This window comes from Kribbella sp. NBC_01505 (assembly GCF_045040285.1).
Classification (GTDB): Bacteria; Actinomycetota; Actinomycetes; order Propionibacteriales; family Kribbellaceae; genus Kribbella.
This window is the reverse complement of record NZ_CP109425.1, coordinates 9,436,996-9,462,793: the sequence shown is the minus strand read 5'-3', so window position 1 is coordinate 9,462,793 and position 25,798 is coordinate 9,436,996. Positions and strand designations below refer to the sequence as shown.

Genomic DNA, 25,798 nt, shown 5'->3' with positions numbered 1-25,798 from the left:
GAAATGGTCGAGTCCGAATCGATATCATTCCACCCTGCCGGCGTACTGGGGGAGACTCGCATGACGGTTGCACCGGAAGATCTGCTGCCGCTGGCGTTGTCGCGTCCCCATGACGCGATCGTGGCGGCGCGGACGCTGCTGGCCGAAGCGCCGGACGCGGGTACGGCGTCGATCGCCCATCAGGCCAGCGGGATCGCGTCCCGGCAGCTCGGTGAGGTCGACACCGCGATCCGGGAGCTGCGGATCGCGCTGCGACTCGCCGAGGAATCGGGTCTGCCCGATCGGGAAGCCGACGTCCTGGCCACGCTCGGGGCGACGCTCGGTCGCGCCGGCCGGAGCAAGGAGGGGCTGGCCCGGCTGGATCGGGCCGTCGAATTGAGTCGGGGTGCATTGGCAGGACGGGTGCTGCTGCGGCGCGCCGACGTGCTGATCGTGCTCGGGCGGCATCGGGAGGCGCTCGACGATCTGCGCCTGGCGATCAGCAAGCTGCGGCGCTCCGGCGACCAGGCGTGGGAGGCGCGGACGCTGAACTATCGCGGCTTCATCCAGTTGAAGCTCGGGGGGACGCGGCAGGCCGATGCGGATTTCGATCAGGCCGGCCGGTTGTATGCGGCGGCCGGGCAGGACCTCGAGTACGTCGAGACGCGGCTGAACCGTGGCTGGGCCGCGTTCCTGCGCGGCGACCTGCCGGCCGCATTGCAGTTTCTGGCGGAGGCTGAGCAGGGGTACGCAGAGGTCGACGTGGTGTCGCCGGACCTGGCGATCGACCGGTGTGCGGTGCTGATGGCTGCCGGGTTGACCGCCGAGGCGCTGACCCAGGCGGATGAAGGTCTCGTCCGGATGGAGACCGGCGGGGTGCCGGCGACCAAGCAAGCCGAGGTGCTGTTCACCGCCGCGACGGCCGCGCTGGCCGTGGGCGATCCGGTGACGGCACAGGCGCGGGCCGAGCGCGCTCGCCGGTTGTTCTCCGCGCAACGGCGTACCTGGTGGTCAGTTCGGGCCTCGATGCTGCAGCTGGAGGCCCGCTACCGCTCGGGCGAACGTGGACCGGGTCTGCTGCGGCAGGTGGTCCGGACAGCCGGCCGGCTCGACGAGCTCAGTACGGCGGAGGCGTCCGCGGCGCATCTGCTGGCCGGCCGGTTGGCGTTGTCCGAGGGACGCCGGCAGACGGCGGATCGCCAGCTCGAGCTGGCCGGGCGGTTGTCGAAGAACGTCCCGCCGACTGTTTGGAGCGCTGCCTGGCTCGGTCGCGCGCTGCGGGCCGAGGCGCGAGGTGAGGTGCGGCGGATGCTCACGGCCTGCGGGCGTGGTCTCGACGCACTGGACGAGTACCGGCTGACGATGGGCGCGACCGAACTGCGCGCCCGCACCACCGGCCACGGCGCCGAGCTCGCCGAGCTGGCGCTCCGCGACGCCCTCCGCCGCAACGACCCCCAAGCTCTCCTCGCCTGGGCCGAACGCTGGCGCGCCACCGCACTCGCCGTCCCGCCCGTCCGCCCACCCGACGACGAGCAGCTGGTCAGCGACCTGGCTCAGCTCCGCGACGTGGTCACGCAGCTCGAGTCCACCCCGGAGGCCATCCGGCCGCCATCCCTCGAACGCGACCGCCGTCGGCTGGAGACAGCAGTCCGGGACCGGGCGTTAAGGGCCCAAGGCAACGAATCGCGGGGGGTGGATGCCGCGCGGTCGTTCGACGTGGACGAGCTTCACCAGGCGCTCGGTGGTACGGCGCTGGTCGAGTTGATCGATGTTGGTGGAGTGCTGCACGCGGTGGTTGCCGCTGATGGGCAGCTGACCCAGCACGAGGTGGGGCCGTTGGGGGCTGCCGCGGTGGAGGTCGAGCGGTCTCGGTTCCGGTTGCGGTGGCTCGCGCATGGGCGGTCGCGGACCGGGCCTTCGCTGGAGCTCCTGGGCGGCCGGTTGGGGGACGCGATTCTGGGACCGGTGCAACACGTGCTGGGGGAGCGGCCCGTGGTGATGGTGCCGCCGGCGAGCCTGCAGGCGGTTCCCTGGGCGCTCATTCCGGCGCTGGCCGACCGGCCGGTGAACGTCGTCCCGTCCGCGGCGATGTGGTTGCGGGCTCGGCGACTACGGCCGCCTGGTGAACGGCGAGTGGTGCTCGTGCTCGGGCCGGGGCTGACAGCCGGGCGGGCGGAGATCGATCGGCTGACCGAGCAGTACCCGGACGCCGTCGTACTGCGGGATGGCACGGCCACCGCGGAGCGGGTGCTGAAGGAGCTGGACGGTGCCTGGATCGCGCATATCGCGGCGCACGGTACGTTCCGGGCGGACAGTCCGCTGTTCTCGTCGTTGCGGCTCGACGACGGGCCGCTCACCGTGTACGACTTCGAGCGGCTGCGGCGCGCGCCGTACCGGCTGGTGCTGTCGAGTTGCGACTCCGGGCTGGCCACGCCGGTGGGTGCCGACGAGCTGCTCGGGCTGACCAGTAGCCTCGTCCCGCTCGGTGCGGCGGGGATCCTCGCGAGCGTCGTACCGGTGAATGATCCCGCGACGGTTCCCTTGATGACCGCTTTGCACGATCATCTGCAGGCAGGTCATTCACTGGCCGAGGCGTTCGCGCTCGCCCGGAGCGCGGCGGGGACGGATCCGGTGGCCGATGCGGCCGGTCGGTCGTTCGTGGCGCTCGGAGCGTGAGCGAGTTGTATCAATCGGCGACCCAGGTCGCTCCGTAGCTGTATCGGGGGGAAGGAGAAAGGGCATGCGGGACGATCCGATCGTCGTCGCTCTGGTGACCAGGGCGGTCGACGGCGACAAAGGCGCGTGGGACGAACTGGTCGAGAGGTATGCACCGTTGATCTGGGGAATCGGACGCCGGTACCGGCTGACGCCCGCGGATATCGACGATGTCGGCCAGGGCGTCTGGTTGCGCCTGATCGAGCACCTGCCGACCCTCCGGGAGCCGGCCGCGTTGCCGGGCTGGATCGCGACCACCGCACAGCGGGAGTGTTTCCGGCTGCTGCGGGCTGCCAGCAGGGTCGACCCGGTCGACCCCGCCGAGCAGCGTGACGCGGTGGAGCCGGCGATCGCCGAGGAGGAGGTGCTCCGGCACGAGCGGCGCACGATCGTCCGGAGCGCGTTCGGTCAGCTGTCCCAGCGCTGTCAGTTGCTCTTGGCAATGATCACGAAGGACCCGCCGACGCCGTACGACGAGATCAGTCGGCAGCTGGCGATGCCGGTCGGCAGTATCGGGCCGAACCGGGCCCGGTGCCTGGAGCGGCTCCGCCGGACACCGGCACTGGCCGGCTTGGCCGAGGACCGCGGAACGAGGAGGTGAGTGGGATGACGGAGACCGACTGGAACGACGACGGCCAGCTGCTCGAGGCATTGCGCGACGCGCTGACCGAGGAGGCCGTGCCGAGATCGTTCGTCGAGGCCGGCAAGGCGGCGTTCGCCTGGCGAACCATCGACGCCGAGCTGGCCGCGCTCACCTACGACTCGGCCTGGGACGTGCTGGACGCGGCGCCGGTCCGCTCGGCGGAGAGTGCGACACTGCGGGCGCTGACCTTCGCCTCGGACGGCTGGACGATCGAGATCGAGCTCACGCCCGACGGGTTGCTCGGTCAGCTCGATCCACCGGCTGCTGGTGAGATCACCGCCCGGACCGACTCCGGCGTACTGGCCACCGCACGCATCGACGAGCTCGGCTTCTTCGTGCTCAAGCCGCTGCCGAAGGTGCCGTACCGGCTGGTCTGCGTCCAGGACGAGGGTCCGACGATCCTGACCGGCTGGGTCACGCCCTAGGGCGCGACCCAGCTCTGAGGCCTGGGCTCAGCCCAGGTACTCGTGCCACGGGCCGGTGATGGCCAGTGTGATGCCCGGGGTCTGGATGTTCACGAAGAGCACCTTGCCGTCGGCCGAGAAGGTCGGGCCGGTGAACTCCGAGTCGTTCAGCATGTTCCGGGCGATCGCGTAGGCCGGGCCGCCGGGGGTGGCGCTGAGGACGTGGCTGCTCGCGATCCCGTCCTCGGCGAGCACGAGCGATCCCCACGGGGTGACGGTGACGTTGTCCGGGGCGTCGAAGTTGAAGTCGTCGTACTTCGCGGTGGCACCCTTCTCGGCGGCGGGGTTGGCCGGGAAGTAGGTGACCAGCTGGATGGTCTGGGACCGGTAGTTGTAGAACCAGATCATGCCCTCGTGCGGGACGCCGTCGGCGGGGATGTCCGTCGTACCGATCTTGGCGAACGAGTTGACGACGTACACGCCGTCCCGGGTGCCGTAGACGCCCTCGAACTTCTTGCCGCGGGTGACCTGGCCGTCGGTGAACTGCTTGCGCACCGAGGTCGTGGTGGCGTCGCGGTCGGGGACCTTGACCCACGCGACCCGGAACGGACGCAGCAGCTGGGCCGACGTCAGGTAGGCGACATCCGGGATCGGCTTGCCGTCGTCACCGAGGATGGCCAGCGCCTCGAGGGTGCCGAAGTCCTTGTCCTGCAGGTCCCGCCAGCTGCGCGAGCTCAGCTTGTAGCCGCGCGGGGCGGTCCAGCGGTAGAACGACCCGTTCGGGCCGGAGGCGTCCTCGGACAGGTAGATGTGCTCGCGGTCCTCGTCGATCGCCAGCGCCTCGTGGGCGTAGCGGCCGAGGGCCTTCAGCGGCACCGGGTGCGCGGTCTCGCCGTCGCCCCAGACCTCGAACACGTACCCGTGGTCCTTCAGCCGGGTGGTGCCGTTGGCCTTGTTCTCGGTCTCCTCGCACGTCATCCAGGTGCCCCACGGCGTCGGGCCGCCGGCGCAGTTCGTGAGGGTGCCGGAGATGCCGACCCACTCGCCGAGGTTCTTGCCGTTGCGGTCGACCGAGATGACCGTGCAGCCACCGGCCGCACCGACACCGGCGTCGTAGACCGTACCCGGGATCGGCGGTACGCCGAGCGGGTCGGCCGCACCGATCTCGTGGTTCTGGATCAGCCGGTACGCGTCGTGCCGGCCGCCGGCGAAGACCGCCGTACCGTCGTGCAGGGTGGGCGTCGGCTGACCCGACTTGAGCTTGGTCTCACCGGCCTTGGTGACGATCTTGTACCGGAAGCCGGCCGGCAGGGCGAGCACGCGAGCCGGGTCGTCCAGCAGCGGCGGGAACGGCTTGTGCTGCGGGAACGGCGTGTGATGGCCGTGTGAGCCCGGGGTGGCCTCGGCCAGGGTGGGCAGGGAGCCAACGGTGGCGAACCCGACACCGGCGGCGCCGACAGCGGCACCACGCAGGACAGAACGACGATCGACGGACATGAAGCTCCTTGGACGCTGTAGCTGAACGCCCTGATCCTCTCCTGCGCACGGCAGCCGTTCGGCAAACTCAAGCTGAACAACGGGCAACCTGGCGGCAGGTCAAGTGGTTGTTCGCCGTGGGTGTCGGCAGCCTGTGGTCGGCTCGTCGCGGGCAGCGAGAAAGTTAGGGGAGCCTATACTCGCGAGCGTGCGCGGTGAACGGATCGAATCCTGGGCGCGGGCGCACGAGCCGGTGGTCGACGCTGTCCTCGCCGCCGCCCTGCTGATCGCGGCGGTCGTCTTCGGCCGCGTGGTCCATGCCGAAGGCCCCTACTTCCTCTTCTCGGTCCTGCTGCTGCTTCCATTGACCGTACGACGACGCTGGCCGGAGTGGTGCTTGCTCGTGGTCGCCGTCGTGGGGCTGGCCCAGTGGGTAACCGTCCGGGGGAGCGTTGGTGCCGTCCCGGCCGACATTGCCGTGCCGCTGGCTGTGCACGCAGCAGCCGCCTACGGGCCACGCTGGGCAAGCCGCTGCGGGCTGGTCGCCGGGCTGGTGGGTGCGGTGCTCGGCGGTCTGGAGTGGCCGCGGTTGCGGGACTCGCTGGTGGCGCACCTGGTGATCGGCGCCTTCTTCGGCAGCACAGTGATCGCAGCCTGGGCAGTCGGTACCGTGCAGCGCCTACGTCGCTCCCAGACAGAAGCCCAACAAGAGCTGGCCGTCCTCGCCGAGCGAGCCCGCATCGCCCGCGAGATGCACGACGTAGTAGCCCACTCCCTAGCTGTAGTAATAGCCCAAGCCGACGGCGGCCGCTACGCCGCCCGCACAGGGGCTGCGGCTGCGGTGGCGGCGTTGGAGACGATTGGGGAGTTCGCTCGGCAGGCGCTGGGGGACACCCGGCGGATTCTGGGGGTGCTGCGTGCTGGGCCGGAGCAGGTGGTGGGGCCGGCGGTGGGGGTGGGGGATGTGGGTGGGCTGGTTGAGCGGGTGCGGGGGAGTGGGTGGGACGTGAGCTTGGTGATGGAGGTTGGGGCGGTGGAGCCGGGGGTGGGGTTGGTGGTTTATCGGGTGGTGCAGGAGGGGCTGACGAACGTGATGAAGCATGCCGGGGCGGGAGCGCGTACTGAGGTGATCGTCCGGGCTGATGGGGGAGAGCTGGAGATCCTGGTTGCTGACGACGGCACAGGTCCGGGTGACGGCAGCGGCTTCGGGCTGATGGGCATGCGGGAGCGGGTGGCGGCGTACGGTGGGGTGGTGCAGCTGACGGAACGGCCCGGTGGCGGGTCGTTGCTGAGGGCAACGGTGCGGCTGTGATCCGGGTGGTACTGGTCGAGGACCAGCTGATGGTGCGCGCCGGGTTCCGGATGGTGATCGACTCGCAGGACGATCTGACGGTTGTCGGCGAGGCGGGCGACGGAGCCGCCGGGATCGCGGAAGTACGGCGTACCGGGCCTGATGTGGTCGTCATGGACATCCGGATGCCAGGCCTGGATGGGATCGAGGCGTGCCGACAGGTGTGCGCGCTCCGGGACCCACCTCGGATCCTGATGCTGACGACCTACGATCTCGACGAGTACGCGCTCTCTGCCGTGCGCGCAGGCGCGAGCGGCTTCCTCTTGAAGGATGCACCGCCGGAAGACATGCTCGCTGCGATCCGCACCCTGCATGCCGGTGATGCGGTCCTCGCGGCCTCCACCACCCGACGCCTGCTGGAGCACCTCGCACCCGCGCTGGATCCGGCCGCCGCCAAGGTGGTCAACACACTGACCGACCGCGAACGTGAGGTACTGATCGCCCTCGCCCGCGGCCTGTCCAACGCCGAGATTGCCGCCCAACTGACCGTCACCGCAGGGACAGTGAAGACGCACGTGAGCAGTGTGCTGGCCAAGCTCGGCGTCCGCGACCGCGTGCAGGCCGTGGTCATCGCCTACGAAGCAGGCCTCGTCCGCCCCGGCCGGCATTGACTGCTCCTTGGTGTTGTCGTTGCTGCAGGCAAATAATCGCCGGACAGTCACTTCCTGGCCGATGGTCTGTGGATGAACAGGCAATGGTCTGTGGGTAACATATCCCTTGAAAATAAGGGGTTCTGGCTTTGAAAACTGTCGGTGGACCTGTCTAGAGTTGTCTGTATGGAACTTCTGGGAGAGCGGTCGGCGGCGTTGATGGACGGCAGTGAAGCACTGTCGTCCATCGATGCGATCTACGCTGAGATCGCTCGCCTGGGGACCGCTCTGCTGCCGTATGTCGCGCGGGTCGACGAGATCGGGTACGCCGAAGAGCTCGGTGCCCGCAATACCGCCGAGCTGCTGACCTTCCGGCACCGGTTGGACTCCTATCAGGCTCACGGCCTCGTCCGGTTCGTTCGGGCACTGCCGAAGTATGCGGCGGTCCTCGATGCACTGCCGGATACCGGTGCGGCCGTGCCGATTCCGGACGGTACCGATGACACCCTCCCACCCGAAGTCCTGCTGACGCCGGAGCGGGCCGGAGTCATCGTCTCCATGCTGGAGAAGGTTCCCGCGACGGTCCCGGTCGAGACCCTGCACATCGCCGAAGAACAGTTGGTCGGCCTCGCCCGGGACAGGTCTCCGGCCGAGCTGCGCAAGGTCGCCCGGCAGGTTCGTGACCGCCTGGACGAGGACGGTCCGGAGCCTGCCGAGCAGAAGGCCGCCGCCCGGGAACGCCTCACCTTGATCCCCGATGAGTACGGCGTCCGCATCTCCGGCTATCTCGCCAACGAGAACGCCGAGCTCGTGTGCTCCACCATCCACACCGGTGCCCGCCCCCACCGCACCATCGACGGCGAGCGCGACCCCCGTTCAGCCGAGAAGCGCCGAGCCGACGCGATGTCCGGCACCTTCCGCATCGCAGCCGCCGTCACCGACGCCGGCGCCGCCGACGCGAGAAACGCGCACCCAGACGCAGAAGCCGTGGCAGGCTCGAGCGCGGCCGCAGGAGCACTCCCCGACATCGAGGCCGAGCTCGTCGACCTAGAAGCCGACCTGACAGGCGGTCCGGCAGATGACCTGGAAGACGACCCGGCAACCGACCGGGAAGCGGACCTGGAGACCGATGGGGAAGCCGACCTGGAGGCTGGCTGGGAATCCGACAGGGAATCCGGCGGCAGCGCTGCCGCGCGGGCGGAGCGTTGCGCGACCGACGCCGCCACCGCGACCCTCGGACCAGTCGTCGCCAAGAACTGGGTCCCCGGCTTCGGCGCCAAAGCCACCCTCGTCGTGACCATCGATTGGCATGACCTCAAAGAAGCCACGGCCGGCTGCATCGCGGACACGGTCTTCGGTGCCGGGCTGTCGGCCGCCACCGCGCGGATGCTGGCGTGTGATGCCAAAATCATCCCCGTAGTCCTCGGCTCGAAGTCCGAACCCTTGGACGTCGGCCGTGCCGAACGCCTTGTCACCAAGGGAATGCGGTACGCGCTCAACAATCGTGACCGAGGCTGCGTCGTGTGCAATGCCCCGCCAGTTCAATGCGACGCCCACCACCTGATCAGCTGGATCGACGGCGGCATCACTGCCGTCAGCAACCTCGTGCTGCTGTGCCGTATCCATCACGTCGACCTCCACCACGGCAAATGGGTCGTCACCCTCGTCGACGGCAAGGTCGACGTCGCCCTGCCATCCTGGGCCGACCCACCCTCACGGCGCCACCAACCACCGCCAAGACCCTCTATCGACCGGTCACTCGCTGCTGCGCGTACCGCCGCTGCCGCCTGCTCCTCCGCCACGAAGGATCCCGCCCTAAACGGGCTACCTGGAGGCGACCTCGGTCAAGACGGCGGCGGTTGGCACCGTGAGCGATCAGTGCTGACGGCAACGGATGCTCGCGAGGCAACCATGCGCGCGATCTGGGGCGAGGACCCACGACCTGAACCACCAAGACACCTCGCACGGCCCGGCCACAGCCCAGACTTCGATCCATGGGGCGAGGCCCAGAGCGAAGCCCGCCCCACCATGCGCCAACCCGTGGCTGCCCGCGACAGCCACCACTGAAGCGAGCAGTCCCTACCAGCTGCCCGCCGCCGCGATGTCGCCGCCAGCGAAGATCGGGTAGGCCAGCGCAGCGGTGGCTGACCCGGGTACGGCGGTCATCAGGCGGAGACTCGTTCCTGGCGGCGAGGGTTGCTGGGTCACCCGGCGCGGTTGGTTTGCCGCTTTGCGTGGAGTTACTGCCGCCGGGTGCTTGTTGCGGTATCGCGGCAGGTGATCGGTCGCGGTGGCTGAGGACTTCGGCCGGCCAGGAACCCCTCCTCCCCGAAGGTGCTCGTCCCATCCGGCCGCTCGCATTCGGCCGGCGGCGTACGCGGTGGCTGGTCGCCGCTGCGGCCGGTTTACTGAGGCGGGTGGCTGGGGTGGCTGGGGTGGTCGGTGGCTGGGCCGGATGGTGCGGTTGGTGACTGGGGGTCCCGTTGCCTGTGGCTGACGGGCTCTGGCTGAGCGGGCTGCTGGGGAGGCCTGTTCGCTGACCCGCCGCCGCGGTTGACCACTACGGTTCGGGTCGGCTGCCAGCGTGCGGAATTTCACTGGATATCCGTTCAAATGGGCCCTTCTCTGCTCAAATATTGAGGGGAGAACCAGCAACTTGCGGGGAGATCCCCTCGTCTTCCGGGACCGCAACCGGAGCCCGGAAGCTCAGGCGGCGGGTGTGCGGGCGCCGGCCTCGCCATCTCCCTCAGCCGTAGACGCGGCCGGCCACCCTGTAGGTAAAGGCGGGCCGCAGCGGCGGGGAGCCGGCACCGTCGGTTCCGGCCCGAATGCAGTGCTCGGAGCTTTGTGGAGCACTGGTGCCACTGGGAGGCCCTGGGACTCCACAAAGCGGGCGTGTGGCGCTAGCAGATCGGATTGCGGTCGCTGCACCGGTCGCGATGCTCACCCGGAGCTCGGTATTGCGTACTGCTGGGATGTGGCCGGGGAGGTGTGTGGTGGTTGCTCGGTGCTGCGGCGGTTCGAAGGCGGGGTGGCTGGCCGATCCGGTGGCTGGGGTGGTTGGCGAGGTAGGCGGCCAGTGGTGCATGCCGTCTGAGCTTCCGGACTCTGGTTGCCGCCCCCAAGCAGGAGGCCGGCCTGCGGAATGCGGGTGGTCGAGCTTCTTTGGGCGTCGGAGCGGGTGGGCACACCGGCGGTCCGTTGCGCGTGCTCGACGCGGCGATGCCTCGTGGGTCGGGCGAGGGGCTAGGTGCAGGTGATGTCGGTTGCGGGCAGCGTGTTCTGGCTGAGGTAGCGCTCTACTGTTGCGTCGACGCAGGGGGAGACGCCGTAGACGCCGTGTCGGAAGGCGCCGGAGAGCGTGATTAGTCGTGAGCCTCGTAGGGCCCGATGCATGGCTAGCTGTCCTGCGTAGGGGACGGACGGGTCGCCGGAGGCGCCCAGCATCAGGACTGGGTGGTCGTTCGCGATCTTGGTGGGTGCTTCGATCGGCTGGGTTGGCCAGAAGGCGCAGGGGCTGACGTCGCGAGCGAGGGGTCCGTAGAGGGGTTCCTCGGATCGGTGCGCTTGGATGTCGCGGTAGTAGACCTCGGGATCCCGAGGTGCGGCCCGGTCGGCGCATTGATTGGCGACCGTTGCGCTGAAGCCGAACTCCGGCACGACCTCGGCCAGGTTATAGAGGCCGAAGCGCTCTTCCTGTAGCGGCGTCGGCGTCACCGGCAAACCGGCGGCGGCATCGCGGTAGACCCGCACGGCAGCGGACATCTCGGCGTACGACGCATCGGTGTCGTCGACGGTCAGTAGTAGACCGGGCAGCATCGCTTCGGTGACCTGGTGCGTACCGACCTGCAAGGGTCGCTGCTTGGTGGCCGCGGCGATCCGGTCGACGGTGGCCAGGACGGCCTTGGTCGTGGTGCCGAGTCCGGTGTTGTGTCGCGCGGCCCATTCCGCCCAGTCGGCCAGCGCGGCTGCGTCCGGGAGAGCGGTCTCTCGCGTCCAGCGCGGTCCGTAGGTGTCCGGCGCATGCGAACTGTCCAGCACGAACCGATCGGCGTGCCCCGGGAACAGTTGCAGATACACAGCTCCGAGATACGTCCCGTACGACGTCCCGAAGTACGAGAGCCGCGGTACGCCGAGGGCCGCGCGAACGCGGTCCATGTCCCGCGCGCTGTTCCGGGTCGATGCATAGGGCAGCACGTCTGTGTGCGGATCACACTGGGCGGCGAGTTCACGAGCGATTGCGACGCTGTCGGCGAAGGCGGCGCGGTTCGGGCTCGCGTACTGCGCGCTGAGGAGGTAGCGGTCGACCCGCCAGCCACACTCCAAGGGAGCGCTCTCTCCAAAGAATCGCGGATCGATCCCGACCAGGTCGTACTGTGCGGCCAGCGCCGGACTCCGGTCCAGGAACTCGTTCACACCGCGCCGCGACGCCTCGGGCCCACCGACGTTGACGACCAGCGTGCCCTTGCTGGGGCCGGCGGCCGCGCGACGAGCGATCGCGATCGAGATCTTCGGGCCGTCGGGACGGCGGTAGTCGAGCGGTACGGCGACCTCGGCGCACCGCGCGCCGACCGCGTCGAGAGCGCTTCCCGTCTCGTCGCCCGCGCCTTTGCTGCACCCGTGCCAAGTCAATTTGTTGCTAACAGCAACTGCTGGGGAAACGCCAAGGAGACAAAGCGCCAAGGCCATCCCGATGATTGTTTTTCGCCTCATGCCGAGCAGCCTAGGAACTGAGGCCCGATCGGGTCATCGGCGCCGAGGACGAACTTCCGGCGGGTTCTCTCTGCCGTGCGACAGACCCGGATGTCCGTCGCACGGCAGAGTCGCACGGCAGGGCCGCACGGCAGGGAAGCCTCACCTCGAGACGGTCACGACCTGGCCGAGGTCGTTGTAGCCGGTCGCTGCCTGCCAGGTCCCGGTGTTGGCCAGCTGGACGGCATAGATCGGGTTGTAGCTCGCCGTCTGCAGCCGGGGCGAAGGATCGGCGAGGTTGAGCAGCAGGCGGTACCGGCCCGGCGCCATCGGGGCCCGAACAGTCGCCTTCAGCGTGGTCGTCGTACCGGCGGCCCACTGCCGCGGATCGGCCGGCAGGTTCACCCGGTAGGTGTGCTTGGCGCTCTGGAAGATCAGCTGGACCTGACGCTGATGGTACGGCGCCGCCCAGCCGTCGTTACGGATGTCCAGCGCGACCTTGACCGCTCCGCCCGGCCGCGTCGTAGACGTCGGCGAGGTGAAGGTGCCCCGAACCAGCGACAAACGGTAGCCGAGCTTCTGCTTGGCCACGGTGATGTTGTCGCCCCAGCTCCCGAGTACATCCGGGTGGTAGTCGGTGTTCAGGAACGAGAAGTGCAACCGCGCCATCTCTGCCGCGGCCGAATCCCAGTCGGAGCGCGGAGAATTGAGTGCACAGGTCTCGCCACCCGCAGGAACGTACTTGGTGTCCTGGGCAACGAAATCCTTGTCGAGCTCGATCGGATCACTGAGATAGGTGCCGAAGTCGTCCGGACTGGCCAGGAAGCAGTCGTTGTGGTGACCGATCCGCGCGGCCGGCGAACCGTCGTACGCCTGATCGGCAGAGAGCGCTCCCTCCGTTCCTGTGGGCAGTCCGAGCATGCGCTGCTTCATGTACGGCGTGCGCACCTGCACCATGAGATCGCGGGGGAGCGCTCTCAGCAGGGCCATGACTACCGTGCGGCGGTCGGCCCAGTTCTGCTCGGAGACCTGGCTGGGGTCGGCCGGGTCGGCGAAGTGGTCGGTGTAGTAGCCCTCACCCCACAGCCCGACGAACCCGGACTGCACCAACGCGATCACGTCCGCGTTCTCGCGCAGGATCGGCGTGAGCTGCGCGATGTGCTTGAGCACTCGGGCCACCGGCGCATCGCCGTACGGGATGGTGGGCGGCCAGCCGGCGGGCTGGGCGTAGGCGAACCGGACGAGCACCTTGACCCCGGCCGCGCGGGCGGTCCGGAAGTCCGCGCGGACGAGAGCGAGGTAGGCAGGGTCGAGCTTGTCGGTGCTCGCGAACTTCTCCAGGTAGAAGACCCGGAGAATCTGGGTAACGCTCTCTTGCGTTCTGAAACCGCGCAGCGTCGCCAGATCGAGCGGGACGTAGCCGGTGCCGTCGGCCCGGTAGTGGGTCTCGGTGTGGTGGTAGAAGCCGCGCTCCTGGTTGGCGATCACCGCGTCGGTCGCCTGGTAGTTGCGCGTGACCGTCGGCGCGTCGGAGCGGTGAGCGTCGGCGAGTTGAGCCGGCCCGAGCAGACCGAGTGCCAGCGTGGCGCCGACCAGGCGCAGGAACCCCGCGCGAAGCGCGAAAAATGACAACTGCATGAAGGGGATCTCCTAGCTGACGGTGATGGTGTGCAGGAGTGAGCTCATTCCGGTCGACGGCTCCCAGGTGTTCTGGTTCGCGAGCCGGATCGAGTACTCCGGCCGCGTGGAGAGCAGCGGATCGGGCAGGTTCAGCAGCAGCTGGTACGAGCCGGTCGGCAGACCCGACGGCACGGTGAGCGTCTGCGAGACGGTGGTCGACGTACCGGCCGTCCAGCGCCTCGGGTCCGACGACATCGCCAGCTTGTAGTTGGTGCCGGTCGACGTGTTCCGCAGCACCAGTTCGAGACCACGCGAGTTGTACGGCGTCGCGTAGCCGTCGTTGCGGACCGACAGCGACACCGGCAGACTTCCGCCACGCACAGCCGAGGTCGGGAACGTCCCGGTCTCCAAGCGGAAGCGGTATCCGAGTTTCTTCGTCACGTCCGCCATGCATCCGCCGGATTCCCACGAGCTCAGGACATTCGGCTCGTAGCTCCGGTTCAGGTACGACCAGTGGAACTGCGCAAGCTCGGCCGTCGCCGTCGGGCAGGTCGAACGGGGGTGCGTTCACGCCACACGTCTCGCCGCCCATCGCGACGTACTTCGTCTCGTCCTGCAGGTACGGGTACTCGACCGCGGGGTTCTCGTAGGTGCCGAAGTCGTCCGGGCTGGCCAGGAAGCAGTCGTTGTGGTGACCGAGCCGCGACGTCGCCGAACCGTTGTAGGCATTGGCGGAAGACACCGGCGTCGTCGTGTACATGGTTCGCTTGAACTTCGGCGTCCGCAGCTGCACCATCCGGCTCGAGGGTACGACGCTCAGCAGCTTGTCGGTGACCTCCTTCCGGTTCGCCCAGTCCGTCGTACTGACGCTGCCGGCGTTCCCGAAGTTCTGCGTGTAGTACCACTCACCCCAGGCTCCGATGAGCCCGGCCTGTACGACGGCGATGACGTCCTTGCCGGAATTGAGGTACGGCGCCAGCTGGTCGAGGTGAGCGAGCATGCGAGCCTTGGTGGTGTCGTCACCAGCTGTCGAGGTGGTGTAGGCGAATCGCAGCACCATCTTCATCCCAGCGGCGCGAACGGTGTCGAGTTGTTGCTGGAGCTGGTCGAGGGCGGCCTGCGCGATCGGACCGTTCTTGTACTCGGCCAGATAGAAGACGCACATCACCAGCGAGATGCCCTCGCTGGTTCGGTAGCTCTGCAAGGTGCTCACCGAGAAGTCGGACTTGTCGCAGTCGCCGGTGTGGCGGTAGAAACCGCGCTCCGGGTTCGCGAAGTTGTCCGTGCTCGCCGTGTAGGTGACCGTCCCGCCGGAGCCGCCGCCGCTGTAGACGTGGGTGTACTTGCTCGACGTCTCGAGCGGCGACTCGACCTGGAAGACCAAATCAGCGTCATTGGGGGAGGCGCTCTCTCCGAGATCTGCGCGATTGACGGTCCAGCGCGCGACGCCCCCGGTGGCGGAGAAGGTGACGGCCCCGACCGGCGTCCAGCTCCACCCGGTGCCGGTGCTCCGGTAGAGGGTGCCGTTCTCCAGCAGGTAGTCGGCACCCACAGTGCCTTGGGCGTAGCCGGTCCCGGTGTTGCGGTCGGTGTCGACGTGGACCCGCTGGAACGCCGGGGATCCGGTGAACGAGTACTGGTAGGTGACGGTGGTCGCGTCGTTGCTCGCGGACCCGCCGCTGATCGTGGCGCCGGCGGGGGAGACGACTGCGAAGGCAGCCAGCAGTCCGCCGATGGTGATCCCGGTCAACAGCCGGAGTGCCATGCCTCGTCGTTTCATGGGCCAGATTCCTCTCGCTGGGCGGGGCGATGGAATAATCATGGACTCCACGGAAACTGTGTCAAGAGTTCACAACGAGGTAGTTTCGAGCACTTCTGCTCAAAACATGAGCAGAGCTGCGGTCGCCGGAGCGTCGCCGTACAGGGTTGACTCCACCTGCTCGACGGCCAGCCGGACCGCGCCGAGCGCGACCCCTTCGTCCCCGAACGCGGAGACACGGATCTCGGGGGTGCGCAGACACCAGCGGTCGAGTTCGCGCCGCAGCGGTTCGACCAGTACGTCGGCCGAGCGGGAGAAGCCGCCGCCGATCACGACCAGTTCCGGGTCGAGGGTCAGCACCAGGGCCGACGTACCGATGGCGATGTCGCGCACGTAGCCGCGGACTGCTCGGAGTGCGGCGCGATCGCCGTCGCGGGCGGCGAGGAAGACGCGCTCGACTGGTTCGCCTGGGCTGAGCCAGCCGTGCAGATGCTCCGGAGCGCGCTCCCAACCGACCGCGGGGAGCGCTCCGATCTCGCCGGAGGAGTTGGCGAATCCGCGGTGCAGCTTGCCGTCGATGATGAGCCCGGCGCCGGTGCGGAGGCCGGCCAGCAGGAACACCACGTCCTTGGCGTAGCGGGCGACACCGCGCCAATTCTCCGCCAGGGCAGCGAGTTTGCAGTCGTTCTCGACGCGGATCGGCCCTGGGACGATCCGGCGCAGTTGGGCGGTCAGGTCAACCCCTGTCCACTCGGGAAGCGAGTCCGAGAACATGACTTTCCCGGTCCCGTCGACCAGCCCGGTCGTCGCGACACCGGTCGCCCAGATCTGCGCGGCAGTGACGTTCGCGCCGGCCAGCGCCGAGGCGATGCAGTCGTCGACGGCCGCCAGCCGCTCACGACGCCCGGCGTCCGGCGCGATCGGGACGCGGGTCTGATTCAGGACGTCGCCCTCGAGATCGGTGACCACGGCAAGCACTTTGTGGCCGCCGATGTCGACACCGAGCAGCCGCCCCGCGTCGGCGCGGAATCGGTAGCGCCGGGCCGGCCGCCCGACGGTGCCGGGTGTCGGCTCGACCTCGCTGATCCAGCCGCGGTTGAGCAGATCCCGTACGACGTCCTCGGTCGAGGCGCGGGACAATCCGGTCCGCTTGGCGAGCTCGGTGACTGTCAGCGGCGGCTCGGCCCGCAGCACCCGCAGGGCCGCGACCACGTTCAGTTGCCGCAACCTTTGCAGGTCTCCGCCGGACGGTGCGTCGCTCACTGGGCCTCGCTCATTAGACCTGACAGATTACCTTGGGCTCCTGGCTAACTATTGGTACGCCATTCCTCGGTCCGGTGTGTGAAACGGCGCGCCCCAGCCCTTCCCAAGACCCCATGACAACGTTGTACGTTGGTGCGCGGCCGGTGCTGGTGAGCCGGGACGACCTCGGGCAGGAGGAAGCAGATGCCGAACCCCCTCAAGATCGCGACCCTGGGCTTCTGGCACGTCCATGCGGGCGATTATTCACGGCAGGCGCAGGAGCATCCAGGCACCGAACTGGTGGCGGTCTGGGATCCGGACGAGGAGCGCGGCAAGGCCGGCGCCGAGGCGTTCGGAGTCTCCTGCACAAGCGATCTGGACGCCTTGCTGGCGAGCGACATCGACGGTGTCGTGATCACCACGGCGACCGACGAGCACCGTGACCTGATGGTCAAGGCTGCCCAGGCCGGTAAGCACATCTTCACCGAGAAGGTGCTCGCGCCGACCGTCGCGGAGGCCGAGGAGATCATCGCCGCGACGGACGACAACGGTGTCAAGCTCACGGTCTCGCTGCCGCGACTGGCGCACGGCTACACCAACGCGGTTCGCGAGGTCCTCGACAGCGGACGGCTGGGCCAGGTGACCTACGCCCGGGTCCGGCTCTCGCACGACGGCGCGATTCCGCGCGACGGCAAGGAAGGCTGGCTGCCGCAGCGGTTCTTCGAGCCGAAGGCCGCGATCGGGGGAGCGCTCACCGACCTCGGCTGCCACCCCGTGTACCTGACGCAGCTCTTCCTCGGCTCCGACGCCGAGACCGTGAGCGCGACGTACCGGTCGATCGCGGGCCGCGGCCTGGAGGACAACGCGGTCGTCGTGGTCGGATACCCGAACCAGACGATCGGCGTCATCGAGGCCGGCTTCGCCAGCGGGAACCCGTTCACGATCGACATCTTCGGTACCGAGAACACGCTGACCTACACCGAGGCGGGCAACGTGCTCAAGGTCGGCGACGAACAGCTTCCGGTGCCCGCGGACAGCCTGGACCCGTTCGGCCAGTGGGTCGAGCACATCACCAACGGCACCCGTGCGGACGACAACATCAGTCGTGCCCTGGAGCTCACCCGGCTGGTCGTCGCGGCGAACGAGGCCGCCGCCACCAATACGGTCGTTGCCTACACAACCCATTGACGGGTCCCAACAGCTGAGGAGACCAACCATGCCCCAGATCAAGGTCGGCCTGATCGGCGCCGGCGGCATCGCGTCCGCGCACATCAAGGGCTACCAGGTGCACGCGGACAAGATCGGCATCACGGCGGTCGCCGACGCGGTCGAGGAGACCGCCAAGGCGCGGGAGACCGAGCTCGGCGCGACGGCGTACACGGACTATCGCGACATGCTCGCGAACGAAGAGCTGGACGCCGTCGACATCTGCCTGCCGCACCACCTGCATCGGGACGCGATCGTCGCGGCCGCCGAAGCGGGCAAGCACATTCTCTGTGAGAAGCCGCTGTGCCTGAGTGCCGAGGAGGCCGCCGACGTACGGCGTGCTGTCGAGGCCAGCGGGGTGACGCTGATGTCGGCGCACAACCAGCTCTTCATGCCGGCGGTCGCCAAGGCGAAGGAACTGCTCGAGGCCGGCACCATCGGCACGGTCTACGAGGTGCGGACCACCGACAGCTTCTACAACGACTTCGACCCGAGCTCGATGGGCTGGCGCGCCAGCAGCAAGACCAGCGGTGGTGGCGAGCTCATCGACACTGGCTACCATCCGACGTACCTGATGCTGCACCTCGCCGGCGGCATGCCGGTCGAGGCGACGGCGATGCTCTCGACCCATCGCCTGAAGTTCATGGAGGGCGAGGACTCCGCTCAGGTGCTGATCCGCTTCGACAACGGCGTCGTCGGTCAGCTCGTGACGAGCTGGGCCTACCAGCCCGCCGGTTCGACCGAGCGCTTCTCGGCGGTCGGCGAGCTGGGTTCGTTGCACAGCGACGGTACGTCGCTCACCTACAACCTCCGCTCTGGTGAATCGGAGACGTTCGAGCTGGAGCCGGTCGACACCTTCGCCGCCGAGATCGGTCATTTCGCCGACTCCCTGATCGGCAAGACCCGCCCGATCCACACCGAGGTGGAAGGCATCGCCGTACTGGGCATCCTGCTCGCCGCGTACGAAGGCGCCCGCACCAGCACCATCGCGCAGGTCATCCGGCCCTGACCCTCTCGGCCGCCGGGGGCCTCGCTTCCGGCGGTCAGAGTTTGCGTTGCCATTCCTCGGTCAGCTCGACCGGACGGTAGCCGAGCCGTTCGTTGACCGCGTTCATGGCGGTGTTCTGTTCGGCGTTCCAGGTGTGCAGCACGCGCGGCTCGCTGTGGGCGCGCTGCACGACAAGATGGTTGGCCACCTTCAAGGCCAGGCCGAGCCGGTGGCCACGATGGGCCGGCGCCACCAGGGTGCCGGACTGGAAGACATTGATCGGGTCATGCGTGGGGTAGAAGATCTCGGTGTGTCCGGCGAACGCGCCGTCCGGAGCGATCGCGGCAGTAACCCAGCTCTGTCTGCCTTGCGCGACAGCCTGCTGTTCCCGGGAGCGGACCCGGGCCGCGTCGTAGACCTCCGCCTCCGTCGCCAGGTCGCCCAGCGGAATCTCGTCGTTGAACGTGCTCTCGAGCGCGGCGTACCCGTCCACCAGATCGTCCGGGCAACGGCCCTGCCAGCTGACGAGGCGGTAGTCACGGTGATGGTCGGCGACCTCGGCGGCCAGCTCCGTCAGAAAGGCTTCGTCGAGCGGCAGCCGGAGAATCCGGTGCCTGTCGACAATGCCGACCGTCATCCCCTGAGCCCGTGCGAAGCTCTGCCCGGGGGCCGAGCCGTCGATCGGGCTGTGCACCATGGCCTGCACGATCGAGCGGCCGTGCTCGGCCGCCCGCTCCTGTCCTAGCGCGGCCAGCGCGGTTCCGTAGCCTTGCCGACGGAACTCCGGCAGGACGGCGATGTCCATCGACACCAGATTGAGGTTGTCCTGCAAAGGCAGATCGACGAACAGTACGCCGACCATTCGCCCGCTCTCGTCGCGAGCCGCCCAGATCTCCTTGGCGAAGTACGGCGTGGACCGGATCATCACGGCCCGCATCTCCTCCCGCGGCCAGTGCACAGCGAACTCACGCCCAGCCGTCACCCCCGCCTCCAGCACCCCATGCCACTCGTCGAACGCCACCGGATCGTGCGGGTCGATTCGTTCTGTGATCACCCTCCCGACTGTAGAGGGCGGCGGTCACCAGCCGAACTGGTTTTAGCTGCATCACTCTCAGGAGTGATGCTCGGTCGGGGTGGGTCATTCGTTGCGGTGACCATGGTCGGCACTTGACGGCGATGTGGTGGCAGGGGTCCGGCAGCGATCGTCGAAAGCATGACGATCAGTCCATCGAGCGAGCTCGCGACCGGGCATCGCACCGGCGCCTCGCTGAGCCACTCCGACTACCTGGCGCTGAAGCGCTTCCCCGCCCTCGACGGACTGCGCGCGATCGCCGCGCTGATGGTCGTCGTCTACCACAATCATGGGGCGGACTGGCTGCAGGGCTGGATCGGCGTCCAGATCTTCTTCGTGATCTCCGGCTTCCTGATCACCACGCTGATGCTGCGCGAGGAGGACCGCTCCGGGCGGATCTCGTTCAAGAAGTTCTACGCCCGGCGGATCTTCCGGATCCTGCCGGTCTACTTCGTCGTGCTCGGCGTGACCCTGGCCGCGCAGCTGTTCCAAGGCACGCTGACGTCGGCCGGACCTGGCTCCGAGTTGCCGCTCTACCTGTTCTTCTTCAACGAATTCGGCCACGGCGGGTCGTACGGACAGTCCTGGACACTGGGAATCGAGCAGAAGTTCTACCTGTTCTGGCCGCTGCTCGCGTTCTCCGCCATCATCGTGCAGCGCAAGGCGAAGTTCGGCAGCCGGATCGGCCTGAGCCTGGCGCTGATGGCCGTCGCGCTCGTCATGGTGCCACTGTCGATGGGCGGCGACCCGCGCGGCTGGACCGCGCACTACTTCTCGATCCTCGTCGGCTGCCTGGTCGCGATCCTGATGCACAACCCCAAGACCTACAAACTGTTCCAGCCGCTGACCCGACCCTGGGTCGCCTGTACGGCGGCCGCCGCCTTCCTGGCGATCCACGGGACGGTGCAGTTCTGGGCCGCGTTCATCGACGAGCACCACCTGGCCGGAGACGTTTCCGGCGTCACCGCGGTCCCCCCGCCGTACGTCGTACTGGTCGGCTTCCTGCTACTGCCCGCGCTGCTGGCCAACGCGTTCCCGCAGCGACTGCTCTCCACCCGGCCGTTCGTCTTCCTGGGCGAACGCTCGTACTCGATCTACCTCGTGCAACTGATCGCCCACGCAGCCGTGGCAGGGATCTATCTGCTCTTCGGCGCCAGTCTGAACAAGACCCCAGTGCCATGGGTTCCCGTGGCGCTGATGTCCATCCTGATGGCGCACTTCTGCTACCGCTGGGTGGAGAAGCCGATGATCAACGTCGGCAAAGGCCTCATCGGCCGCCGAACCTTATAGAGTTGGCGTCTGCCCAACAAAACAAGGTGGGTCTTCGAGGGTGGCCAGCCATTGACCGTCGGGATCAACCGGCCTAGGACGAGTCCCAATGAGCTGGACGGCCTTGCAGGACGGGCGATTCGTGGCCACCTGAGAACGTCATCAGAGCAGCCCCGGCCCTGGCTCAGGCTCGTCGTACCCAGGCCCGTTTGCGGCCCTGCTCCGTCGCTGCTCCGTCAGCCGCAAACCAAGCCGCTCGAGCCGACGGTCCACGGCCAGCCGGGCTCTGTCGTGGGACGAGGGCAGCATATGCGTGTACATCCGCAGAGTGAAGCCCGGATCGGAGTGACCCAGGTACTCGGACAGCTCTTTGATGTTGACTCCATCCGCGAGAGTAATGCTGGCGAAGTAGTGGCGTAGGGCGTGGATGCCGGCCGTGGTGTCGGACGGGTAGCGAGTGCGGCCTCGCTCGTCCTTCGTCGGCGGTGGAATGACGCCCGCGGCGACGATGGCTGGCTTCCACACGATGAAGTTGTACAGATCGGCCCGCAGTGCCTTGCCATCGCGCCACCTGCAGAGAAGTCCATGCGTCCGCGGTTCGCCGTCGACTCGCTCCCCCGGCATCGTGATGTTCGTCGTACCAAAGGTTTTGATGTGCTCCTTGGCCAATTCGGCCAGCCGCGGTGACATCGGCACGGAACAGCTCACCCTGGCGTAGTCCTGTGGCCGACCCGATAGTCGGGATGATCCTGTACTTCTCCGGGTGTGCCTCGATGATCTGCTCGACCGTCTCGTCCGCCCAGCCAACAATCTGCGTGACCGGTGCAGCCGGCTTCTTGACGACCTTCGACTGCCCCGGATTCCGCTTGATGAGCTCATCGGCCACAGCAAGTTCAAGACACCCGTTCAGTACCAGGAAAGCGCCCCGGGCCGTCCACGCTCCATGGGTCTCCGCCAGGCCGGTCAGCCACACGGCAACCTCGGACGGCAGGATGTTCTTGACCATCCGCTTCCCAAAGCTTGGTGCGACATACAGCCATCGATAGACCGGTTTCCAGGTCTTCATGCTGCCGACCATCTCCTCACGAGGAGTCTCACCCTGAGTTGGTCGGGGTCGGCCGCATTCCGGATAGGTGACGAGGCAGGTTGTTGCCGGCGTCAGACGATGTCGAGCGGAAGCAAGCAGTCGTGGAGGCGGCGAAGGCCGCCGCGGATCCCGGCCTTGACGGCCGGGAGCTGAACGTCGAGTACTTCTGCGATCTCCGGATAGGCGTAGCCCTCGTAGAAGTCCAGTACGACGGCCTCGCGCTGAAGGCGGTACTGACGCCATCAAATACTGAGAGGCGGAGGTCGCAAACGTCCGGGCGATTTCGCTCCACCCCCGCGTATACACCTGCGACCGGTCCTGGACCGCTACATTCCGCACTCGACAGCCGCCGGCGCGGTGCGATGGCAGGGGCGGCCGTGTTCGCCGTCGTCTTCGTCGCAACCGCCCTCGCCGCGGCGGCCTCCTGTTCTTCCCGATCTGAACCGCTCCCTGGCCGCCCACGTGTACGCCGTCCTCGTCCACGCCCCCCAGCCAGTCGGTGCCTGAGCTACTGCCAGCTCTTGTTGTACGGCGGCTGGCCGCGGAAGTCCGGTATGCCGTCGATGTGCCGGCAGTACTCGGCGAACTTCGCCGGCCGCCCGTCGCCGGGCGCGTTCTCGGCCTCGTCCCGCGCCTGAACAATGCCGGTCAGCCGTCTGTGGGCTCTGATCACCTCGACCAGCCCGGTACCGGCCATCTCGCAGATCCGGCCCTTTAGTTCCTCGCGATGGCTTGGAGTCTGCCGGTCGTACTGCCTCCAGAGACTCTCGATCTCCCGGTGGTATCGCCTGGCGACGCTCGCTGCATCATCGGCCGCAGCGGCTCCGGTACGGCGGGGAATGGGGGTCTCGAACGCCGTATCGAGCAGCTTCTTCAGGGTCGTGGCCAGTGCCGCAGCCTGCTCATCGCTTCGGTAGACCTTGGTTTCCTTGAGCTGATGACGCAGGGTCTTCGACATGTAGAGCTGGCCCGATTGGTGGCTCAGGAACAGCAGCCACCTGGACGGGTTCTGCGCGGCGAAGACCTCCTCTACCCGGTTCTGTGCCTCCCCATCGGCGAGAGACACCGCGTACTGGTCGGCTGCATACTTCCGGAAGGACTCGAGGACCCTGTCCCGGTCCGGCTTCCAGGTGCCGGTTCCAGGGTCCACCGCCCCGTTGAATTGAGCTCGGCGGATCGCATCCGTGGCATTCGGTCCGACGAGGTCGGCATCGGGTGCGACGCCGACCGGCAGCTCTTCGACCCCGTCCGCGACGGGGATCTCCTCGATGATTCCGCCGGTCCCTGAGACGACCGGCGCGGCCTGCCCGTTCGCCTTCAGCGTGATGATTCCCTGATGCTCGGTGGCCATCGCGTGCAGGCGCTTGCCGTTGGCGTAGAAGCTCCACTCGAATTCGCAGGACGGCGCCGCGCCGCCGTATGCGTTTCCCTTGAGGCCGAGCACCGCCGGCTCGCAGAAGAAGTTGCGGAACTTCGTCCCCTCTCCGTGGTATGGCACGACCCGGGCCCGCAGATCCCATTCGGTCTTGGCCGCCCGGCCCCGCACGTACTTGACGCCAATGACCTCGCACTCGATCAGGAACGGAATCGAGAACCGGTCGAACGACTGCTCCCAAGCCTTCTCGACCCGCTCCTTCTCGCTGCCGACCACCTCGCCGACCTCGGCGCTGCCGCCGAGCAGGGCGTGGATCACTCTGAACGCCGTTTTCGGACCGCGACCCACCGCGCGGCCGGTGGCACCGACCGCTGCCGCTGTTCCGGCCGCGAGCGTGAGGGTGGATTTCACACTGATCATGAACGCCAACCGGTGCCGCTGATGGCTGATGACGCGCGGCTCGCCGCCGGAGTACTGCTTCAACGTCGCCACCCGCTCGTCGGTCAGCGTGGTCACCTCCGGTCCGAAGGTCGGCGCCAACTGGCCACTCCCTTCCATCCCGAGGCTGAACGAGACGACGCTCGTCGCGGCCGGCGCACGGACCCCGAACGTCGTCATCGCATTCTGGGCGTGGGCGAACGGATCCGGTTGGCTCATGAGTTGTCCCCTTCACCCTGCTCGACGCCGTTGTTCTTCTCCTTGCCCTTGCCCTTGTCCCGGCTCGCGGCCGCGGCCAGTTCCGGTTCGAAGGCCTCCCGAATCCGGCGACCGACTCGTGCTTCGGTCGGTGCCAGTCCTTGTCGTCCGGCCCACGAGAGGAGAGCTCGCACGGCATCCGCCGCGTCAACGACTCCGGCGAATTCGACCGGCACCCGGGCGTTCGCAGCCTCCGGCGAGGTGCCCAGCGCCCGGTCGATCTCGACGAGCCCGGACTTGGCGGTGTGCAGGATCTTGCCCGGCTCCGGCACGCGCTGACCTAGCAGGCCGCCCAGACGCTCGAGGTAGTCCTCGAGAATCTCGCGGGCCCGCACCGGGTTCGGTTCAACTCGCTGGATGCGATCGGTCAGGAACGTGCCGAATTCACGGTCGAGCTCGGCGTCCATCCGGCGGACCAAGTCAGCCGCCTGGCTGTCACCACGATAATGCGGGTTCGCCCGCAGCTTCCGGCCCATCGCGGAAGCCTCCTCCGCGTACAAGTCGCCGCTGTGGTGTGACAGATGGAGAATCCACTGGCCGACCTCGTAGCGCTCGAACACGATGTCCAGCCGAAGCTGCGACGGCGCGTGCGAAGCCGGCACTCCGTACCGGTCCTTCAGAAACTGCCGCAGTGCCACCAGCGTCCGGTCCCGGTCCGGTTGCCAGTCCCCCGCGCCGGCGGCCTGGCTGATCGACGCACTGAGTTTCTCGGGCACCGCACCGCTGTTCCGGTCCCGCACAGCTACCCCGACCGGCGCGTCCTTGCCGTCCTTACCGTCCTTCGTCTCTTTTGCATCCTTCTTGTCCTTCGCGTCCTTGCCGTCTTTCGCGTCCTTCGCAGGCTTGCTGTCGACCGCTGTGAGCACCGCGCCGACGCTCAGCTTCTCACCCTCCTGTATGGCGTACTTCTCAATGTTCTTCCCCTCCGGGACGACGGTGAGTTCGGGTACCCCGTGGGCTGTGAGACCCAGCCGCAGGTCGCCTTGTTTCTCGCCGCCGCTGGCCCGGAAGCGGCGTCCATCACTGCGGAAGTGCCAGGAGAAGACGACGTACGATGCCGTCAGCCCCTCAACGGGGTGGCTGTGGCCCATGAACTGTAGTGATGCCTTCTCTTGGAAGAAGTTCAGGTACGGGACATCGGCGTGCCAGGGCCGGACCGTCGCCGTCCTGATCTGGTACTCGGTCTTCGTCTGACCGCTGAAGCGGTAGCGGAAGCCGACGATCTCGCAGTCGATCTGCAGAGGGATCTGGACCCTGGTTTTCGAGTGGTGGAGCCCGTCAATCAGGTTGTAGAGCTCCGCCTTCGCGGCGGGCTCGTCGTCGACGTGCTTGACGAGGTTCGCGGCCTTGGGACCGATGGCCGCCCAGTCGACCTGCGTCTTGATTGCCGAGTGGCGATAGAACCTGAAGGGGATTCGGTAGCGCGTTCGGCTGATGACGTCGAGTTGGCCGCCGGACAGGGCTTGAATTCGCTTCAGGCGGGCGTCGTCGAGGGTCGAGGCGGCGGCGCCGTACGTCGGCTCTACAGCGCCGCTGACGCCGACGGCGAAGTTGACCACCTGCACGATGGCGCCGGCGGCGGCGACGATCGCGCTCGCGCCACCCACGCCTACGGTGAACGGGTCCACGGTTCC

General features: G+C 67.8%; 18 protein-coding genes and 2 pseudogenes. 9 read left to right on the top strand and 11 right to left on the bottom strand.

Translation table 11 applies throughout. The features are described from left to right. Positions 1-60: 60 nt before the first annotated feature. From OG474_RS44080 to OG474_RS44070, 3 genes are all read left to right on the top strand, one after another. Positions 61-2,655 carry a CHAT domain-containing protein gene (locus tag OG474_RS44080; protein ID WP_405059661.1) on the top strand — a complete coding sequence of 865 codons (2,595 nt, stop codon included), beginning with the start codon at positions 61-63 and terminating at the stop codon, positions 2,653-2,655. Positions 2,656-2,719: 64 nt separating this feature from the next. After that, a complete protein-coding gene (locus tag OG474_RS44075; RefSeq protein ID WP_405059660.1) occupies positions 2,720-3,295 on the top strand; it encodes an RNA polymerase sigma factor in 576 nt (191 codons plus the stop codon). 5 nt (positions 3,296-3,300) lie between these two features. Next, positions 3,301-3,762, top strand: a complete 462-nt coding sequence (locus OG474_RS44070; protein ID WP_405059659.1) for a hypothetical protein — start codon at positions 3,301-3,303, stop codon at positions 3,760-3,762. A gap of 27 nt (positions 3,763-3,789) precedes the next feature. Here OG474_RS44070 and OG474_RS44065 read toward each other — a convergent pair whose 3' ends face one another. Beyond that, positions 3,790-5,238: an alkaline phosphatase PhoX gene (locus tag OG474_RS44065; RefSeq protein ID WP_405059658.1), complete on the bottom strand. Its 1,449-nt coding sequence runs from the start codon at positions 5,236-5,238 to the stop codon at positions 3,790-3,792. Positions 5,239-5,425: 187 nt separating this feature from the next. Between OG474_RS44065 and OG474_RS44060 the strand changes: the two genes are divergently transcribed. The 3 genes from OG474_RS44060 (at position 5,426) to OG474_RS44050 (ending at position 9,225) form a co-directional block, all read left to right on the top strand. Further along, on the top strand, positions 5,426-6,529 hold the full coding sequence (locus OG474_RS44060) for a sensor histidine kinase (protein ID WP_405059657.1): 1,104 nt from the start codon (positions 5,426-5,428) through the stop codon (positions 6,527-6,529). Next, a complete protein-coding gene (locus OG474_RS44055; RefSeq protein ID WP_405059656.1) occupies positions 6,526-7,179 on the top strand; it encodes a response regulator in 654 nt (217 codons plus the stop codon). Before OG474_RS44060 ends, OG474_RS44055 begins: the two co-directional genes overlap by 4 nt. A gap of 165 nt (positions 7,180-7,344) precedes the next feature. Then, positions 7,345-9,225, top strand: coding sequence for a DUF222 domain-containing protein (locus OG474_RS44050; protein WP_405059655.1), 1,881 nt, complete (start codon positions 7,345-7,347; stop codon positions 9,223-9,225). A 1,179-nt stretch (positions 9,226-10,404) separates the two neighbouring features. Here OG474_RS44050 and OG474_RS44045 read toward each other — a convergent pair. The 5 genes and pseudogenes from OG474_RS44045 to OG474_RS44025 all read right to left on the bottom strand — a co-directional run bounded on the left by OG474_RS44045 (position 10,405) and on the right by OG474_RS44025 (position 16,492). After that, complete coding sequence (locus tag OG474_RS44045) at positions 10,405-11,871, bottom strand: alpha/beta hydrolase (RefSeq protein ID WP_405059654.1); 1,467 nt, start codon at positions 11,869-11,871, stop codon at positions 10,405-10,407. A gap of 141 nt (positions 11,872-12,012) precedes the next feature. Continuing rightward, positions 12,013-13,488, bottom strand: a complete 1,476-nt coding sequence (locus OG474_RS44040) for a DUF4832 domain-containing protein (RefSeq protein WP_405059653.1) — start codon at positions 13,486-13,488, stop codon at positions 12,013-12,015. Positions 13,489-13,500: 12 nt separating this feature from the next. Continuing rightward, positions 13,501-13,974, bottom strand: coding sequence for a DUF4832 domain-containing protein (locus tag OG474_RS44035; RefSeq protein ID WP_405064679.1), 474 nt, complete (start codon positions 13,972-13,974; stop codon positions 13,501-13,503). Positions 13,975-14,089: 115 nt separating this feature from the next. Further along, positions 14,090-15,235: pseudogene (locus OG474_RS44030) on the bottom strand (DUF4874 domain-containing protein); the annotation flags it as partial. Between the two features lie 114 nt (positions 15,236-15,349). Next, entirely contained in the window at positions 15,350-16,492 is a 1,143-nt protein-coding gene (locus OG474_RS44025; RefSeq protein ID WP_405059652.1) for an ROK family protein, read from the bottom strand. A gap of 183 nt (positions 16,493-16,675) precedes the next feature. Between OG474_RS44025 and OG474_RS44020 the strand changes: the two genes are divergently transcribed. After that, on the top strand, positions 16,676-17,659 hold the full coding sequence (locus OG474_RS44020) for a Gfo/Idh/MocA family protein (protein ID WP_405059651.1): 984 nt from the start codon (positions 16,676-16,678) through the stop codon (positions 17,657-17,659). 28 nt (positions 17,660-17,687) lie between these two features. Beyond that, positions 17,688-18,686, top strand: coding sequence for a Gfo/Idh/MocA family protein (locus tag OG474_RS44015; RefSeq protein ID WP_405059650.1), 999 nt, complete (start codon positions 17,688-17,690; stop codon positions 18,684-18,686). A gap of 34 nt (positions 18,687-18,720) precedes the next feature. On the opposite strand, the gene OG474_RS44010 is transcribed toward OG474_RS44015, so the two are convergent. Then, positions 18,721-19,719, bottom strand: coding sequence for a GNAT family N-acetyltransferase (locus tag OG474_RS44010; protein ID WP_405059649.1), 999 nt, complete (start codon positions 19,717-19,719; stop codon positions 18,721-18,723). A gap of 159 nt (positions 19,720-19,878) precedes the next feature. Here OG474_RS44010 and OG474_RS44005 point away from each other — a divergent pair, with 159 nt between their 5' ends. Beyond that, the gene (locus OG474_RS44005; protein ID WP_405059648.1) at positions 19,879-21,027 is read left to right on the top strand and encodes an acyltransferase family protein; all 1,149 of its coding nucleotides are present in this window, start codon (positions 19,879-19,881) and stop codon (positions 21,025-21,027) included. 141 nt (positions 21,028-21,168) lie between these two features. Here the strand turns inward: OG474_RS44005 and OG474_RS44000 are convergent, their stop codons facing one another. The 4 genes and pseudogenes from OG474_RS44000 to OG474_RS43985 all read right to left on the bottom strand — a co-directional run bounded on the left by OG474_RS44000 (position 21,169) and on the right by OG474_RS43985 (position 25,792). Beyond that, positions 21,169-21,696, bottom strand: coding sequence for a tyrosine-type recombinase/integrase (locus OG474_RS44000; protein ID WP_405064678.1), 528 nt, complete (start codon positions 21,694-21,696; stop codon positions 21,169-21,171). Between the two features lie 468 nt (positions 21,697-22,164). Next, a pseudogene (locus OG474_RS43995) lies at positions 22,165-22,308 on the bottom strand (hypothetical protein); the annotation flags it as partial. A gap of 293 nt (positions 22,309-22,601) precedes the next feature. Beyond that, positions 22,602-24,125, bottom strand: a complete 1,524-nt coding sequence (locus OG474_RS43990; RefSeq protein ID WP_405059647.1) for a hypothetical protein — start codon at positions 24,123-24,125, stop codon at positions 22,602-22,604. Then, positions 24,122-25,792: a hypothetical protein gene (locus OG474_RS43985; protein WP_405059646.1), complete on the bottom strand. Its 1,671-nt coding sequence runs from the start codon at positions 25,790-25,792 to the stop codon at positions 24,122-24,124. The genes OG474_RS43990 and OG474_RS43985 overlap by 4 nt, the downstream gene beginning before the upstream one ends. Positions 25,793-25,798 lie beyond the last annotated feature (6 nt).